We start from the raw sequence: 16,246 nt of genomic DNA on the forward strand, positions 1-16,246 counted from the left end.
CTCGCGAAGAGATATTTTTCAGCGACGCAAAGCCCGCCGCGCGCCGGCCGGCCTGCGCTGCGGACATGTTTTGCAATGGCTAGCAGACTGGCCTTTTGCTGTCGAGATATGGCGGTAGGGGCCGTTTGCGTATACTGCGCAGATGTTTTCCCCAACGGCTTTGCGTCCGCGATATGCCAGATGGCTGATCGCAACCGGACTCTTCCTGGTGCTCAGTGGTTGTGTTGAGAAACCCAACACACTGGAGCGCGTAAAGGAGGATGGCGTGCTGCGGGTGGTCACCCGAAACAGCCCCGCCACCTACTTTGAGGATCGTAACGGTGAAACCGGCTTCGAATACGAGCTGGTGAAGCGCTTCGCCGACGATTTGGGGGTGGAACTGAAGATAGAGACCGCCGACAACCTCGACGACCTGTTCAGCCAGATCGGCAAGCCCAACGGCCCGGTATTGGCCGCCGCCGGCCTGGTCAGCAGCGAGCAACGCAAAAAGCAGGTGCGGTTTTCCCATCCCTACCTGGAAGTCACCCCGCAGGTCATCTACCGCAACGGCCAGTCGCGCCCCACCGATGCCGCCGCCCTGGCCGGCAAGAAGATCATGGTGCTCAAGGGCAGCAGCCACGCCGAACAGCTGGCGCAGTTGAAGCAGCAGTATCCGGGCATCGAATACGAAGAGTCCGACGCGGTTGAAGTGGTCGACCTGTTGCGCATGGTCGACGAAGGCCAGATCGACCTGACCCTGGTGGACTCCAACGAAGTGGCGATGAACCAGGTGTACTTCCCCAACGTGCGCGTGGCCTTCGATCTGGGCGACGCCCGTAGCCAGAGCTGGGCAGTGGCCCCCGGCGAAGACAACAGCCTGCTCAACGAAATCAACAGCTACCTCGACAAGGTGCAGAAGAACGGCACGCTGCAACGCCTCAAGGACCGTTATTACGGGCACGTCGATGTCCTCGGTTACATGGGCGCCACCACGTTCGCCCAGCATTTGCAGCAGCGGCTGCCCAAATACGAACAGCATTTCAAGGCTTACGCCAAGCAGGAGAAAGTCGATTGGCGCCTGCTGGCCGCGATCGGCTACCAGGAATCGCTGTGGCAACCGGCGGTGACGTCCAAGACCGGCGTGCGCGGCCTGATGATGCTGACCCAGAACACCGCCCAAGCCATGGGCGTGTCCAACCGTCTGGATCCGAAGCAGAGCATCATGGGCGGCGCCAAGTACCTGGCCTACATGAAGGATCAACTGGACGAGAGCATCGAGGAGCCGGACCGCACCTGGTTCGCCCTCGCCGCCTACAACGTGGGCAGCGGTCACCTGGACGACGCCCGCAAACTGGCGGCCAAGGAAGGGCTGAACCCGAATAAGTGGCTGGATGTGAAGAAAATCCTGCCGCGCCTGTCGCAGAAACAGTGGTACAGCAAGACCCGCTATGGCTACGCCCGGGGCGGCGAGCCAGTACATTTCGTGGCGAACATCCGTCGCTACTACGACATCCTGACCTGGGTGACGCAGCCACAGCTCGAAGGCAATCAGGTGGCCGAGGGCAATCTTCACGTGCCGGGTGTGGACAAGAGCAAGCCGAACCAGGAAACCCCGCCGCTATAAGCTGTACACAACTCCTGATGCTGTGATGAACCTGTGGCGAGGGGATTTATCCCCGCTGGGGCGCGAAGCGGCCCCAGGACAGGTCAACTCAATCTGCCTGACACATCGAGGCGCCGGGTTTTAGGGCTGCTGCGCAGCCCAGCGGGGATAAATCCCCTCGCCACAGTGGATCAGGCAAGCCCAAGTGAGCCGGCACATGGGGTTATGGGATGGGTTCAGGATCTGGCGGCAGCCAGGATCAGCGCTTTCATTTCCGACACAGCCGACTTGAACCCGACGAACAACGCATGGGCCACCAGCGCGTGGCCGATGTTCAGTTCGTTGATGCCCTTGATCGCCGCGACGGCTTCGACGTTGTGGTAGTGCAAGCCATGGCCGGCGTTGACGATCAGACCCTGGGCCAGGCCGAAGGCGACACCGTCGGCCACGCGCTGCAGCTCATCGGCCACGTCCGTGGGGGTTTCGGCATCGGCATAACGGCCGGTGTGCAGTTCGATGGCGGGCGCGCCGACACGTTTGGAAGCTTCTATCTGCCGTTCGTCGGCATCGATGAACAGCGACACCTCGGCACCAATCTTCGACAGGCGTTCCACTGCCAAGCTGATCCGCGACTCCTGCCCCGCTACGTCGAGGCCGCCTTCGGTGGTCAGTTCCTGGCGCGTCTCCGGTACCAGGCAGATGTGCGCTGGGCGGATGCGCTCGGCGAACGCCATCATTTCTTCGGTCACACCCATTTCGAAGTTCATGCGGGTTTGCAGCACATCCTTGAGCAGCAGCACGTCGCGCTCCTGGATGTGGCGACGGTCTTCACGCAAATGCACGGTGATGCCGTCGGCGCCCGCCTCTTCGGCGTCCAGTGCGGCCTTGACCGGATCCGGGTAGCGCGTACCGCGGGCCTGGCGCAGGGTGGCGACATGGTCGATGTTCACGCCGAGAAGAATGCGATTGCTGGTGCTCACGAAAAGGCTCCTGAAGGGACAAGTATTCGGCCCACAGCATACGGGTAGATCAGGGCTTGCGAAACAGCTCGCGACTGACCAGCGGCCGACCGCCCAGATGCACGGCCAGGGCCTGGCGCATCAGGCGCTTGGCCGCCGACAAGGCGCCTGGCGCACTCCAGTCGGCCTCGGCCATGGCCAGAAGCTCAGCACCATTGAACAGCCCCGGTTGCAGCAGGTAGACCCGCTCCAGGCCGGCATCCACCTGCAAACGGTACAGACCGTCGGCCGCGATGGGGTCGCCGTGCAGGTCTGTGTTCAGCGCGAAGCCATAGCCCAAGTCATCCAGCAGCCGCCATTCGAACGAGCGCAACAGCGGCTCCAGAGGACGGCCTTCGGCCAGGGCCAGCAGCGTGGCGGCGTAGTGGTCGAAGACGGCCGGGTGGGGATCTTCGGCGGGCAGCAGGCGGATCAGCAGTTCGTTGAGGTACAAACCGCTGAACAGTGCCTCGCCGTTGAGCCACGCCGCCACGCCGTTGCTTTCCATGCGCCCGACATTCTTCAACTCGCCTCGTCCGCGGAATTCGACTTCCAGCGGCACGAATGGCCGCGCCAGCGTCCCGGCCTTGCCCCGCGCCCCACGCAACACCGCCCGCAGCCGCCCTTGCGGCGTGAGGAAATCCACCAGGGCGCTGCTTTCGCGGTAGGCGCGCGAGTGCAGGACGTAGGCGGGTTGGGCGATGGGTTGGGTTGGGGGCATGGGGATCGCGGTTCTCAATGAGCAAGCACAATTTTACTGACAACCACAAACCACTGTGGGAGCGAGCCTGCTCGCGATGAGGGACTGATATTCAACAAAGATGTTGACTGACAGACCGTTATCGCGAGCAGGCTCGCTCCCACAATGGAATTCATGTATCCCAGAAGGATTACAGGTCGCCGTAACCCAACGACCGCAACGCCCGCTCGTCGTCGGACCAGCCGCCCTTCACCTTGACCCACAGGTTGAGCATGATCTTGGAGTCGAACAGCAGTTCCATGTCCTTGCGCGCCTCGGTGCCGATGCGCTTGATGCGCTCGCCCTTGTCGCCAATGATGATTTTCTTCTGGCCGTCACGTTCGACGAGGATCAACGCATGGATGTGCAGGGTCCTGCCCTGCTGCTTGAACTCTTCGATCTCGACGGTGATCTGGTACGGCAGCTCGGCGCCCATCTGGCGCATGATTTTCTCGCGCACCAACTCGGCGGCGAGGAAACGGCTGCTGCGGTCGGTGATCTGGTCTTCGGGGAAGAAGTGATCGTTTTCCGGCAGGTGCTCGGCAATCACCCGCTCCAGCGCGTCGAGGTTATGGCCGTGCTGGGCGGAGATCGGGATGATCTGGGCGTTCGGCAACTGTTCCTGCAACCAGGACAGGTGCGGCATCAGCTCTGCCTTGTCTTCGATGCGGTCGGTCTTGTTCAGCGCCACGATCAGCGGACCGGTGACGTACTGGACACGCTCGAGGACCATCTGGTCTTCTTCGGTCCACTTGGTGCGGTCGACCACGAAGATCACCACGTCGACGTCTTTCAACGCCGCCGAAGCGGTCTTGTTCATGTAACGGTTCAGGGCCTTCTCGCCACCCTTGTGCATGCCAGGGGTGTCAACGTAGATCGCCTGCACGGCGCCTTCGGTCTTGATGCCAAGCATATTGTGGCGAGTGGTCTGGGGCTTGCGCGAAGTGATCGCCAGCTTTTGGCCCAGGATGTGGTTCAGCAACGTGGACTTGCCCACGTTCGGCCGACCGACAATGGCGACGTAGCCGCAGCGGGTGACGGTTGTATCAGTCATTGCCATTCTCCACACCCAGGGCAATCAGTGCTGCGGCGGCCGCTACCTGTTCGGCAATACGACGACTCACACCCTGACCCCGGCTTTTTTCATTCAATAGGACAACTTCGCATTCGACGAAGAAGGTACGGCAATGCGGCTCACCCTGGATATCCACGACTTCGTAGCGCGGCAACTCGCAACTGCGCGATTGCAAAAATTCCTGCAAACGGGTCTTCGGGTCCTTGTTGGTGTCCACCAGCGTCAGGCTGTCGATCTCGGAGGTCAGCCAGGCCAGCACGCGTTCGCGCGCCATTTCCATGCCTGAATCCAGGTAGATCGCGCCAATCAATGCTTCCAGGGCGTCGGCCAGAATCGACTCACGACGGAAACCGCCGCTTTTCAATTCACCGGAGCCCAGGCGCAGGTATTCGCCCAGGTCAAAACCACGAGCCAGTACGGCCAGGGTCTCACCTTTTACCAAGCGCGCGCGTAAACGCGACAACTGGCCTTCGCGAGCCAACGGGAAACGCTCGAACAGCGCTTCGCCCGCCACGAAGTTGAGGATGGCATCACCGAGGAATTCCAGGCGTTCGTTGTTGCGCCCGGCAAAACTGCGGTGAGTGAGGGCCAGGAGCATCAGGTCCTGGTCCTTGAAGGTGTAGCCGAGCTGGCGCTCGAGACGGCTTAGAGAAACGCTCACGGTTTACCCACGCTGAGTTCGTGGCTGGATTCCACCGCTACGGCGGCGAGGCGCCGTCGGCTTGGGACAATTAACGCTGTGTTCAAAAATGACGTCCTGACTATCGTTGGCTTCATGCCTTCGGGCAACCTTGTGCAGGCTCCAGAAAAGCATTCGGCGCTGTGTTCAACAGCGCCGTGTGTGATTACTTGATCAGGCCAACCCGCGAGAAATTCGGCAGGTGACTGAGTTTGGGTTCCGGCCAGCTCATCCAGACCGCAAAGGCCTTGCCGACGATATTCCGGTCGGGGACCATGCCCAGCATGTCCTTGGGAATGTTCGGATCATCCCAGTAACGGCTGTCGTTGGAGTTGTCGCGGTTGTCGCCCATCATGAAGTAGTGCCCCGCCGGCACGGTCCACGAATGGTCCGGCGTGGCGCGGTAGCGGCTCATTTCCTTGCGGATCAGGTGCTCGGCCTCGCCGAGTTTTTCCCGGTAGAGCTCGGCACTGCCCAGCGTACCAGGCTCGGAGCCAAGCAACTGTTCGGCCACCGATTCGCCATTGACGAACAGACGCTTATCGGCGGTGTAGCGGACCGTGTCGCCCGGCAGGCCGACGACACGCTTGATGTAGTTGACGTTCGGGTCGCTCGGGAAGCGGAACACCATCACATCGCCGCGTTGCGGGTCACCGACCTCGATGACTTTCTTGTCGATCACCGGCAGACGGATCCCGTAGGAAAACTTGTTCACCAGGATGAAATCGCCCACGTCCAGGGTCGGCTTCATCGAGCCGGACGGGATCTGGAACGGTTCCACCAGGAACGAACGCAGCACCAGCACGATGAACAGCACCGGGAAGAACGACTTGCCGTACTCGACCAGCAACGGTTCCTTGTTGAGCTTTTCGATCACCACACCATCAGGCTGGCTGACGCTGCCCTGATAAGAGGCGATGGCCGCCCGGCGCCGAGGCGCCAGGAACAACAGATCAAGCAACGCCAACAAGCCGCAGACAAACACGGCGATAACCAGCAACAGCGGGAAATTTAGCGACATAGGACCTAACTATCCAACCTGAGCACCGCAAGGAAGGCTTCCTGTGGAATTTCCACGTTACCGACCTGCTTCATGCGTTTTTTACCGGCCTTCTGCTTTTCCAACAGCTTGCGCTTACGGCTGACGTCGCCGCCGTAGCATTTGGCCAATACGTTCTTTCTGAGCGCCTTGACGGTTGTACGCGCCACAATCTGCCCACCAATGGCGGCCTGGATTGCCACATCGAACATCTGCCGCGGAATCAGTTCCTTCATCTTCTCGGTCAATGCACGACCTTTGTAGTGCGCGTTGTCACGGTGCACGATCAATGCCAGGGCATCGACTTTCTCACCGTTGATCAGCACATCCAGCTTCACCAGATTAGCCGATTGGTAACGATCGAAATGATAGTCCAGCGAAGCATAGCCGCGACTGGTGGATTTGAGGCGGTCGAAGAAGTCCAGCACCACTTCGTTCATCGGCAGGTCGTAGGTCACCTGGACCTGCGAGCCGAGGAACAGCATATCGTGCTGCACGCCGCGCTTCTCGATGCACAGGGTAATGACGTTGCCCAGGTGCTCCTGAGGCACAAGGATGTTGGCCCGCACGATCGGTTCGCGCATGTCCTCGATGGCCGACAGGTCCGGCAGCTTGGACGGGTTGTCGACGTAGAGGGTTTCGCCGTTCTTGAGCAGCAACTCGAAGATTACCGTCGGCGCCGTGGTGATCAGATCCAGGTCGTACTCGCGCTCCAGGCGCTCCTGGATGATTTCCATGTGCAACATGCCCAGGAATCCGCAACGGAAGCCGAAGCCCAGGGCATCGGAGCTTTCCGGGGTGTATTGCAGGGACGAGTCGTTCAGGGTCAGCTTTTGCAGGGCTTCGCGGAAATCCTCGAAGTCGTCGGAGCTGACCGGGAACAGGCCGGCATAGACCTGCGGCTGAATGCGTTTGAAACCTGGCAGCACATCGACGTCGGGGGTGGAGCTCAAGGTCAGGGTGTCGCCGACCGGCGCCCCGTGGATGTCCTTGATACCCGCGATGATGAAGCCCACTTCACCGGCCTTCAGGTCAACGGTGGCGGTGTGTTTCGGGTTGAACACACCGACGCTGTCCACCAGGTGGATCTTGCCGGTGGACTTGACCAGGATCTTGTCGCCCTTCTTCACGCGGCCATGGCGCACGCGAACCAGGGAGACCACGCCCAGGTAGTTGTCGAACCAGGAGTCGATGATCAACGCTTGCAGCGGATCTTCGATGTTACCGGTTGGCGCGGGAATGGTGGTGACCAGGCGTTCGAGCACTTCATCCACGCCCAGGCCGGTCTTGGCGCTGCAAGTGACCGCATCGGTGGCGTCGATGCCGATGATTTTCTCGATTTCTTCCTTCACGCGGTCCGGATCGGCCTGAGGCAGGTCGATCTTGTTCAGTACCGGCATGACTTCCAGGCCCTGCTCAATGGCCGTGTAGCAGTTGGCGACCGACTGGGCCTCGACGCCCTGGCCGGCATCGACCACCAGCAACGCACCTTCACAGGCCGCCAGCGACCGGCTGACTTCATAGGTGAAGTCGACGTGGCCTGGGGTATCGATGAAGTTCAGCTGATAGGTGATGCCGTCGCGGGCCTTGTAGTAGAGGGTAACGCTGTGGGCCTTGATGGTGATCCCGCGCTCACGCTCCAGATCCATGGAGTCCAGGACCTGGGCCTCCATTTCACGCTCGGCCAGGCCGCCGCACATCTGGATGAAGCGATCAGCCAGCGTCGACTTGCCATGGTCAATGTGGGCGATGATGGAGAAATTGCGGATATGACTCAAATCACTCACGGATCAACACTCAAAAAGGCTGCAGGCATGGCCCGCCGAAAAATAGCCGGGAATTGTACCTGATACAGCGCGCAAGTGGGAGCAAAGCTTGCCCGCGAAACAGCCGCCCCCCGATCTATGGAAGACCGCAGGGGCTTCATCGCGGGCAAGCCTTGCTCCCACAGCTTGCTCCCACATAGCCCTGCTCCCACAGCCCCTGCTACAGGTGCGTGTTCAACCGGCCCGACGCAGCAGCCAGAGCCCTGCCAGCGCACAGACGCCGGCCGGCACCAGCACCGCGAACAGCGGCGAGAAGCCGAACACCAGGCTCGAAGGCCCCAGCAGATCCTGGGCGATACGGAAGGTGAAGCCCACCAGCACGCCGGTGAACACCCGCTGCCCCAGGGTCACCGAACGCAGTGGGCCGAAGATGAAGGAAATCGCCATGAGCACCAGCGCGGCGGTGACCAGCGGTTGCAACACCTTGACCCAAAAAGCCAGCCAATAGCGGCCGTTGTTCAGGCCCTGGTCCGCCAGATAGTGGATATAGCCCCACAAACCGGTAATCGACAGGGATTCTGGCGCCATCACCACGGTGCTGAGCAACTGCGGGCTGATCGACACGTCCCAACGCTCTTGCGCGGCGGCGACCACTTCGGTGCGCTTGTCATGGAACAGGGTGGTGGTGACATCGCTCAATTGCCAGTGATCCTCGGCAAAGTTGGCGCGCTTGGCGAAGCTCGACGAGAGCATGTGCCGTTGGTCGTCGAAACGATAGCGGGTCACGCCATAGAGGATGCCGTTGGGTTGGACCGAGTTGATGTGGATGAACTCGTCGCCCTGGCGGTGCCACAGGCCGTGCTTGGCACTTTGCGCATCACCGCCGCCCTGGGCCAGGGAACGGTTGGCCTGAGCGGTATTTTCGGTGGCCGGGGCGATGTATTCGCCAATCAGCACGCCCACCAGCATCAGCACCAGCATGGGCTTCATCACCGCCCAGACGATCCGACCAATGGACACGCCGGCGGCGCGCATGATGGTCAGCTCACTGTTGCTGGCCAGGCTGCCCAGGCCGATCAGGCAGCCGATCAGCGCGGCCATCGGCAACATGTCATACAAACGCCGCGGCGCGGTCAGCAGCACGTAGCTCGCCACGTCCGTCAGCGTGTAGGTGTCGCTGACGTCACTCATTTCATCGATGAAGGCAAACAGGGTCGCCAGGCCTAGGATGATCCCCAGCACCGCGAGGATCGCCATGAACACACTGCTGCCGATGTAGCGATCGAGTTTAACCACGGGCCACCTCCAGCGCGCTGCGGCGACTGGCCAGCTTCAGGCGCAGTGGTTCCCAATAGAGCAGCCCCAGGCCGATGGCCAGGAAGATGCCATGCACCCACCACAAGCCCAGCGTCGGCGAAATCTTGCCCTTTTCCAGGGCGCCACGGGCGGAAATCAGGATGGTCAGGTAAGCCATATACAAAAGAATCGCCGGCAGCAGCTTGAGGAAACGCCCTTGGCGCGGATTGACCCGCGACAGCGGGACCGCCATGAGAGTCACGATGAACACCAGCAGCGGCAAGGACAGGCGCCATTGCAGCTCGGTACGGGCGCGAATGTCTTTGTTGCCCAGCAGGCTGGCGGTGGTCATCGCGTCGCGGTCGGTGACTTCGTTGCTGACCTCGGGCTTGGGCAACAGCACGCCATAGGTGTCGTACTTGATGGCCCGGTAATCGGCCTGCCCGGGCTTGCCGTCATAGCGATAGCCATTCTGCAGGATCAGGTAGCGGTTGCCGTCGGGATTGATTTCCTGGCGGCCCTTCTCGGCCACCAGCACGGAAATGCCACGGTCCTTCTTGGTGTCCGAAGACAGGTTCTTTTGCGTAATGAAGACACCGCCCAGGTCGATCCGGTCGTCTGAGAGCTGTTCGGTGTAGGTCACACGCGTACCGTCGCGCAAGGCCTGGAAACGCCCCGGCACCAGGGTGTCGAACTCGGTCATGGCGTCCTGCTGGTTGATCAGCAATTGGAACTGGTTGGCGCCCTGGGGGGCCAGGCTCAGGCTCAGCCAGGCCACCACCAGTGCCACCAACGTGGCCGGGAACAGGGTCATGCGAAACAGCCGTTGCTGGCTCATGCCAGTGGCCGACAGCACGGTCATTTCGCTGTCCAGGTACAAGCGCCCGTAGGCCAGCAGGATGCCGAGGAACAACCCCAACGGCAGGATCAACTGCAAGAAGCCCGGCAGGCGGAACCCCATGATCAGGAACAGCGAGCCCGGATCCAGGGCACCGGAGGCCGCCTGGGCAAGGTATTTGATGAAGCGTCCGCTCATGATGATGACCAGCAGCACGGCGCTCACGGCGCTCAGGGTCAGCAATACTTCGCGGGATAGATAACGAAAGACGATCAAACCAGACACTCCAGGGTTGTCAGGCTAAGGCGGCCAAACAAGCAAACGTATCGAGTCGGCCCGCCAACGCGAGCCGCCGAAAAAAGAGCCGCATTATCCTGTGATTGGAGGCGCCTGTCACTTCGCACGCTTTAAGCCGGCACTTAAAGCCAAAAAACTTAAGGGTGCCGAGGGTTGTCAGGCTCGGGCGCCGGGGTTCAAACTGCGGCCTTTGTCGCCGGCAAAAACCGGCGCTTCTTTTATATAGAAGAAGCTTGCTCAGCGCGCCATTGCCTCGGCGCCTGGCCTCTTGACCATTGACTCAGGGATCCGGAAATGGAACTGGTTGTAAAAAGCGTCAGCCCAGAAACGTTGAAAACCGCCACGCTGATAGTCGCCGTCGGTGAAAACCGCAAGCTCGGCGTGGCCGCCACCCAGCTCGATACCCTTAGCGGTGGTGCCATCAGTGCCGTGCTCAAGCGCGGCGACCTGGCCGGCAAAGTCGGTCAGAGCCTGCTACTGCACAACCTGCCCAACCTCAAGGCCGATCGCGTGCTGCTGGTGGGCGTGGGCAAGGACGCCGAACTGGGCGACCGTCCGTTCCGTAAAATCATCGCCGGCGTACTGGGCACACTCAAGGGCTTGGGCGGCAGTGATGCGGCACTGGCATTGGACGAGTTGGTAATCAAGGGCCGCGACAGCTACGGCAAGAACCGCCTGTTGGCCGAGACCCTGGTGGATGGCGGATACCAGTTCGACCAGTTCAAGAGCCAGAAGGCCGAACCCCGCGCCCTGAAAAAAATCACCCTGCTGACCATCAAGGCCGCCCAGGCTGAGGTCCAGCGTGCCGTGACCCACGCCACCGCGATTGCCAATGGCATGGCGTTCACCCGCGACCTGGGCAACCTGCCGCCAAACATCTGCCATCCGACATTCCTCGGCGAACAGGCCAAGGCACTGGGCAAGGAGTTCAAGGGCCTGAAGGTCGAAGTCTTCGACGAGAAGAAGATCAAGGACCTGGGCATGGGCTCGTTCTATGCCGTCGGCCAGGGCAGCGCCCAGCCGCCGCGCCTGATCGTCATGCAATATAACGGCGGCAAGAAATCCGAGAAGCCGTACGCACTGGTCGGCAAAGGCATCACCTTCGACACCGGCGGCATCAGCCTCAAGCCGGGCGCCAACATGGATGAGATGAAGTACGACATGGGCGGTGCCGCCAGCGTGTTCGGCACCCTGCGCGCCGTGCTCGAACTGCAACTGCCGATCAACCTGGTGTGCATCCTGGCTTGCGCCGAGAACATGCCCAGCGGCACGGCCTCGCGTCCGGGCGACATCGTCACCACCATGAGCGGCCAGACCGTGGAAATCCTCAACACCGACGCCGAAGGCCGCCTGGTGCTGTGTGACGCCCTCACCTACTCCGAGCGCTTCAAGCCGCAAGCGGTGATCGACATCGCGACCCTGACCGGCGCCTGCATCGTCGCCCTCGGCTCCCACACCTCGGGCCTGCTGGGCAACAACGACGAACTGATCGGCCAATTGCTCAGTGCCGGCCAACAGGCCGACGACCGCGCCTGGCAGTTGCCACTGTTCGACGAGTACCAGGAACAGCTGGACAGCCCGTTCGCCGACATTGCCAACATCGGCGGCCCGAAAGCCGGGACCATCACGGCGGCGTGCTTCCTGTCGCGCTTCACCAAGAACCTGAACTGGGCGCACCTGGACATCGCCGGCACGGCGTGGACCAGCGGTGGCAAGGACAAGGGTGCCACCGGTCGTCCGGTGCCCCTGCTGACCCAGTACCTGCTGGACCGCGCCAAGGCCTGACACCAATGACCGTCGTTGGCGTCGCTCTCGGGTGACGTCATCGACGGCTCAGGAACCGCAATGACCAAAGTCGATTTCTATATCCTGCCCAGCGCCGATCCGTCGGCGCGGCTGGATTTCGCCTGCAAGCTTGTTGAAAAGGCCTGGCGCATGGGACACAGCATCTACCTGCATTGCAGCGATGCCGCCCAGCGCGAGGACCTGGACGCACGCCTGTGGGCATTCAAGGGCGAGAGCTTCGTGCCCCACGGCCCGGCCGAAAACGAACCCGAAGGGTTGATCGTGCTGGGGCTGGGGAATGACTGCGGCCCGCATCAGGACCTGCTGGTCAACCTCGACCTGAAAGTACCGGCCTTTGCCCAGCGCTTCGCCCGCGTGGCGGAAGTGGTGGTCGAAGACCCGGCCATCCGACAAGCCGCGCGGGAGAGTTTCCGTTTCTACCGCGAACAGGGCTATCCTCTGCAAGACCACCGTTTACAGCGACTCTGAGCCCTACGATGGACACTCCAAAACCGCCACAAAAGCCCGCGCACCTGCTGGATGACCTCGAATCGATCCGCCAGTTGCTCGGTGACGATAACCTGCAACCGCCGCTGCTGACCGATACGGTCGTGCACGAGGTGGTGCATGACGAACAGATCCCCCTGCTGTTCGAGCCGATCAACGGCCAGCCTGAACCCAAGCCGGCTGCCAAGGCCGAAGCCAAGGGGCCCGACGCCCTGCTGCACCTGGACCGCGAATTGCGCGCTGCGGCGCAGTTGATCCTGCAAGACGTCATCGACGACTTCGCCCCGCATATCGAGACCGAGATCAAGCGCCGGCTGGATGCGCGGATGGAGCGGTTGTTGAGTCAGTACGAGTAACGTCCTCAGCCTCATTGTGAACATCCTGTGGGAGCGAGCCTGCTCGCGATAGCGGACTGTCAGTCACCTCCATGTCGAATCTGCTGGCCTCATCGCGAGCAGGCTCGCTCCCACAGGGTTCAACCGCATCCTGCTTCCAGCTCGCTGCGTGTGGCTTGCATCTCCCCCGCCCGCTATACTTCCCGGCTTTTCCTGAATAAATGCCAATAGGGTCCCGCCGCGCATGGATAAGACCTACCAGCCGCACGCCATTGAAACTTCCTGGTACAACACCTGGGAGTCCGAGAATTATTTCGCTCCGCAAGGCGCGGGCGATTCCTACACCATCATGATCCCGCCGCCGAACGTCACCGGCAGCCTGCATATGGGCCACGGTTTCAACAATGCGATCATGGACGCACTGATCCGTTTCCGTCGCATGCAAGGTCGCAACACCTTGTGGCAGCCGGGTACCGACCACGCCGGTATCGCCACGCAGATGCTGGTGGAACGTCGCCTCGAAGCCCAGGGCCAGAGTCGCCATGACCTGGGTCGCGAGAAATTCCTCGAGAAAGTCTGGGAATGGAAAGACGAGTCCGGTGGCAACATCAGCCGGCAGATCCGTCGCCTCGGCTCGTCCGTGGACTGGAGCCGCGAGCGTTTCACCATGGACGACGGCCTCTCGGAAGCAGTGAAAGAAGCTTTCGTGCGCCTGCATGAAGACGGGCTGATCTATCGCGGCAAGCGCCTGGTCAACTGGGACACCAAGTTGCACACAGCCATTTCCGACCTCGAAGTGGAGAACCACGACGAGAAAGGTTTCCTGTGGAACCTGAAATACCCGCTGGCCGACGGCGCCAAGACCGCCGAAGGCAAGGATTACCTGATCGTCGCCACCACGCGTCCGGAAACCATGCTGGGTGACGCCGCCGTGGCGGTGAATCCGAACGATGAGCGCTACCAGGCCCTGATCGGCAAGTTCGTCGAGCTGCCGCTGGTTGGCCGACGCATCCCGATCATCGGCGACGATTACTGCGACCCTGAATTCGGCACCGGCTGCGTGAAAATCACCCCGGCCCACGATTTCAACGACTACGAAGTCGGCAAGCGCCACAACCTGCCGCTGCTGAACATCTTCGACAAGAACGCCAATGTTCTGCCCGCAGCCCAGGTGTTCAACCTGGACGGCACGCTGAACACCGAAGTCGGCGGCAAGCTTCCAGCAGAATACGCCGGCCTGGACCGTTTCGAAGCGCGCAAGCAGATCGTTGCCGCATTCGAAGCCGCCGGCCTGCTGGTCAGCGTCGACGATCACGCCCTGAAAGTCCCGAAAGGCGACCGTTCCGGCACCATCATCGAGCCGTGGCTGACCGACCAGTGGTACGTCTCCACCAAACCGCTGGCCGAGCCGGCGATTGCCGCCGTGGAAGATGGCCGCATCCAGTTCGTGCCCAAGCAATACGAAAACATGTACTTCTCGTGGATGCGCGATATCCAGGATTGGTGCATCAGTCGCCAACTGTGGTGGGGCCATCGCATCCCGGCCTGGTACGACGAGTCGGGCAAGGTTTATGTCGGCCGCGATGAAGCCGAAGTGCGTGCCAAGAACAACCTCGGCGCCGACGTGGCGCTGCAACAGGACAACGACGTTCTCGACACCTGGTTCAGTTCGGGCCTGTGGACTTTCTCCACGCTCGGCTGGCCGGAGCAGACCGAATTCCTGAAGAAATTCCACTCCACCGACGTACTGGTCACCGGTTTCGACATCATTTTCTTCTGGGTCGCCCGGATGATCATGCTGACCATGCACCTGGTGAAGAACGAAGACGGCACGCCGCAAGTCCCGTTCAAGACCGTCTACGTCCACGGCCTGGTGCGCGATGGCCAGGGCCAGAAGATGTCCAAGTCCAAGGGCAACGTCCTCGATCCGCTGGATATCATCGACGGCATCGACCTGGAAACCCTGGTGCAGAAACGCACCTCCGGCCTGATGCAGCCCAAACTGGCGAAAAAGATCGAGAAAGCCACCCGCGAAGAATTCGCCGAGGGCATCGCCAGCTACGGCACCGACGCCCTGCGTTTCACCTTCTGTTCGCTGGCGTCCACCGGTCGCGACATCAAGTTCGACATGGGCCGCGTCGAAGGCTACCGCAACTTCTGCAACAAGATCTGGAACGCCGCACGCTACGTGCTGGATAAAGGCGAAGACTGCGGTCAGAACGGCGAAGCCTACGAATTGACCCTGGCCGATCGCTGGATCATTTCGCAGCTGCAACGCACCGAAGCCGAAGTGACCCGCCAACTGGACCAGTTCCGTTTCGACCTGGCCGCACAAGCCTTGTACGAGTTCATCTGGAACCAGTACTGCGACTGGTACCTGGAACTCTCCAAGCCTGTGCTGTGGGACGAAAACGCACCGGTCGAGCGCCAGCGCGGCACCCGTCGCACCCTGGTACGCGTGCTGGAAGTGGCCCTGCGCCTGGCGCATCCGTTCATGCCGTTCATCACGGAGGAAATCTGGCAGCGCATCGCACCGCTGGCGGGCATCCAAGGCAAGACGATCATGCTGCAACCTTGGCCGGTGGCCAACGAAACCCGCATCGATCCGGCGGCCGAAGACGACATCGAATGGCTCAAGACCTTCATGCTGGGCCTGCGTAACATCCGCGCCGAAATGAACATCGGTCCGGGCAAACCGCTGACCTTGTTCCTGAAGAACGCCAGCGCCGAAGACCTGCGTCGCCTCAACGAAAACGAGGCGCTGCTCAAGAAACTGGCGAAGCTTGAATCGGTGACGGTCCTGGCAGCCGGCGAAGAAGCGCCACTGTCGGCCACCGCCCTGGTCGGCGAGATGGAAGTACTGGTGCCAATGGCCGGCCTGATCGACAAGGCCGCTGAACTGGCGCGCCTGGACAAGGAAATCCTGCGCCTCAAGGGCGAAGTGCAGCGGGTCGGCGGCAAGCTGTCCAACGCTGGCTTCGTCGACAAGGCACCAGCCGAAGTCATCGAGAAGGAACGGGCCAAACTGGCCGAGGCCGAACAGGCCTTGGGCAAGCTGGCCGAGCAGCATGGGCGGATCTCCAGCCTGTAACGGCGGTTCGCTACTGAAAAAGGAGGCCCTGGTGGCCTCCTTTTTTATGCCATCACTTCTTACGAACACTGGATACCCCCGGTGGGAGCGAGCCTGCTCGCGATGACGGAGGTACATTCAACATTGGTGCAAGCTGACCCACCACTATCGCGAGCAGGCTCGCTCCCACACGGGGACGCGCCGGTCGTTGCAGTTGGGTTCACACGGGCTGGATGTGGG

At 61.4% G+C, this 16,246-nt stretch carries 13 protein-coding genes; 5 read left to right on the forward strand and 8 right to left on the reverse strand.

Annotated features, from left to right (window positions below):
• Positions 1-142 precede the first annotated feature (142 nt).
• The gene (mltF, locus tag PBDP_RS23875) at positions 143-1,603 is read left to right on the forward strand and encodes a membrane-bound lytic murein transglycosylase MltF (protein ID WP_212801411.1); all 1,461 of its coding nucleotides are present in this window, start codon (positions 143-145) and stop codon (positions 1,601-1,603) included.
• Positions 1,604-1,818: 215 nt separating this feature from the next.
• Here the strand turns inward: mltF and pdxJ are convergent, their stop codons facing one another.
• The 8 genes from pdxJ to lptF form a co-directional block, all read right to left on the reverse strand.
• A complete protein-coding gene (pdxJ, locus tag PBDP_RS23880; RefSeq protein ID WP_109754749.1) occupies positions 1,819-2,562 on the reverse strand; it encodes a pyridoxine 5'-phosphate synthase in 744 nt (247 codons plus the stop codon).
• A gap of 49 nt (positions 2,563-2,611) precedes the next feature.
• Positions 2,612-3,301, reverse strand: coding sequence for a DNA repair protein RecO (gene recO, locus PBDP_RS23885; RefSeq protein WP_116833386.1), 690 nt, complete (start codon positions 3,299-3,301; stop codon positions 2,612-2,614).
• 169 nt (positions 3,302-3,470) lie between these two features.
• A complete protein-coding gene (gene era, locus PBDP_RS23890) occupies positions 3,471-4,373 on the reverse strand; it encodes a GTPase Era (protein WP_109754751.1) in 903 nt (300 codons plus the stop codon).
• The gene (rnc, locus tag PBDP_RS23895; RefSeq protein ID WP_109754752.1) at positions 4,366-5,055 is read right to left on the reverse strand and encodes a ribonuclease III; all 690 of its coding nucleotides are present in this window, start codon (positions 5,053-5,055) and stop codon (positions 4,366-4,368) included. Before rnc ends, era begins: the two co-directional genes overlap by 8 nt.
• 184 nt (positions 5,056-5,239) lie before the next feature.
• Entirely contained in the window at positions 5,240-6,094 is an 855-nt protein-coding gene (gene lepB, locus PBDP_RS23900; RefSeq protein WP_109754753.1) for a signal peptidase I, read from the reverse strand.
• A gap of 5 nt (positions 6,095-6,099) precedes the next feature.
• On the reverse strand, positions 6,100-7,899 hold the full coding sequence (lepA, locus tag PBDP_RS23905; protein ID WP_109754754.1) for a translation elongation factor 4: 1,800 nt from the start codon (positions 7,897-7,899) through the stop codon (positions 6,100-6,102).
• A 213-nt stretch (positions 7,900-8,112) separates the two neighbouring features.
• Positions 8,113-9,174, reverse strand: a complete 1,062-nt coding sequence (gene lptG, locus PBDP_RS23910; RefSeq protein ID WP_109754755.1) for an LPS export ABC transporter permease LptG — start codon at positions 9,172-9,174, stop codon at positions 8,113-8,115.
• Positions 9,167-10,288: an LPS export ABC transporter permease LptF gene (gene lptF, locus PBDP_RS23915; RefSeq protein ID WP_109754756.1), complete on the reverse strand. Its 1,122-nt coding sequence runs from the start codon at positions 10,286-10,288 to the stop codon at positions 9,167-9,169. The genes lptG and lptF overlap by 8 nt, the downstream gene beginning before the upstream one ends.
• Before the next feature lie 315 nt (positions 10,289-10,603).
• Between lptF and PBDP_RS23920 the strand changes: the two genes are divergently transcribed.
• The 4 genes from PBDP_RS23920 to PBDP_RS23935 all read left to right on the forward strand — a co-directional run bounded on the left by PBDP_RS23920 (position 10,604) and on the right by PBDP_RS23935 (position 16,027).
• The gene (locus tag PBDP_RS23920) at positions 10,604-12,094 is read left to right on the forward strand and encodes a leucyl aminopeptidase (RefSeq protein ID WP_212801412.1); all 1,491 of its coding nucleotides are present in this window, start codon (positions 10,604-10,606) and stop codon (positions 12,092-12,094) included.
• 60 nt (positions 12,095-12,154) lie between these two features.
• Positions 12,155-12,583 (forward strand): DNA polymerase III subunit chi, encoded by a 429-nt coding sequence (locus PBDP_RS23925; RefSeq protein WP_109754758.1) that lies wholly within the window; start codon positions 12,155-12,157, stop codon positions 12,581-12,583.
• 8 nt (positions 12,584-12,591) lie between these two features.
• Positions 12,592-12,957 carry a DNA polymerase III subunit chi gene (locus tag PBDP_RS23930; RefSeq protein WP_109754759.1) on the forward strand — a complete coding sequence of 122 codons (366 nt, stop codon included), beginning with the start codon at positions 12,592-12,594 and terminating at the stop codon, positions 12,955-12,957.
• Between the two features lie 223 nt (positions 12,958-13,180).
• Complete coding sequence (locus tag PBDP_RS23935) at positions 13,181-16,027, forward strand: valine--tRNA ligase (RefSeq protein WP_109754760.1); 2,847 nt, start codon at positions 13,181-13,183, stop codon at positions 16,025-16,027.
• The last annotated feature ends 219 nt before the right edge of the window (positions 16,028-16,246 follow it).

Origin of the sequence: Pseudomonas sp. St290, assembly GCF_018325805.1 — a bacterium.
GTDB classification, from domain to species: domain Bacteria; phylum Pseudomonadota; class Gammaproteobacteria; order Pseudomonadales; family Pseudomonadaceae; genus Aquipseudomonas; species Aquipseudomonas bijieensis.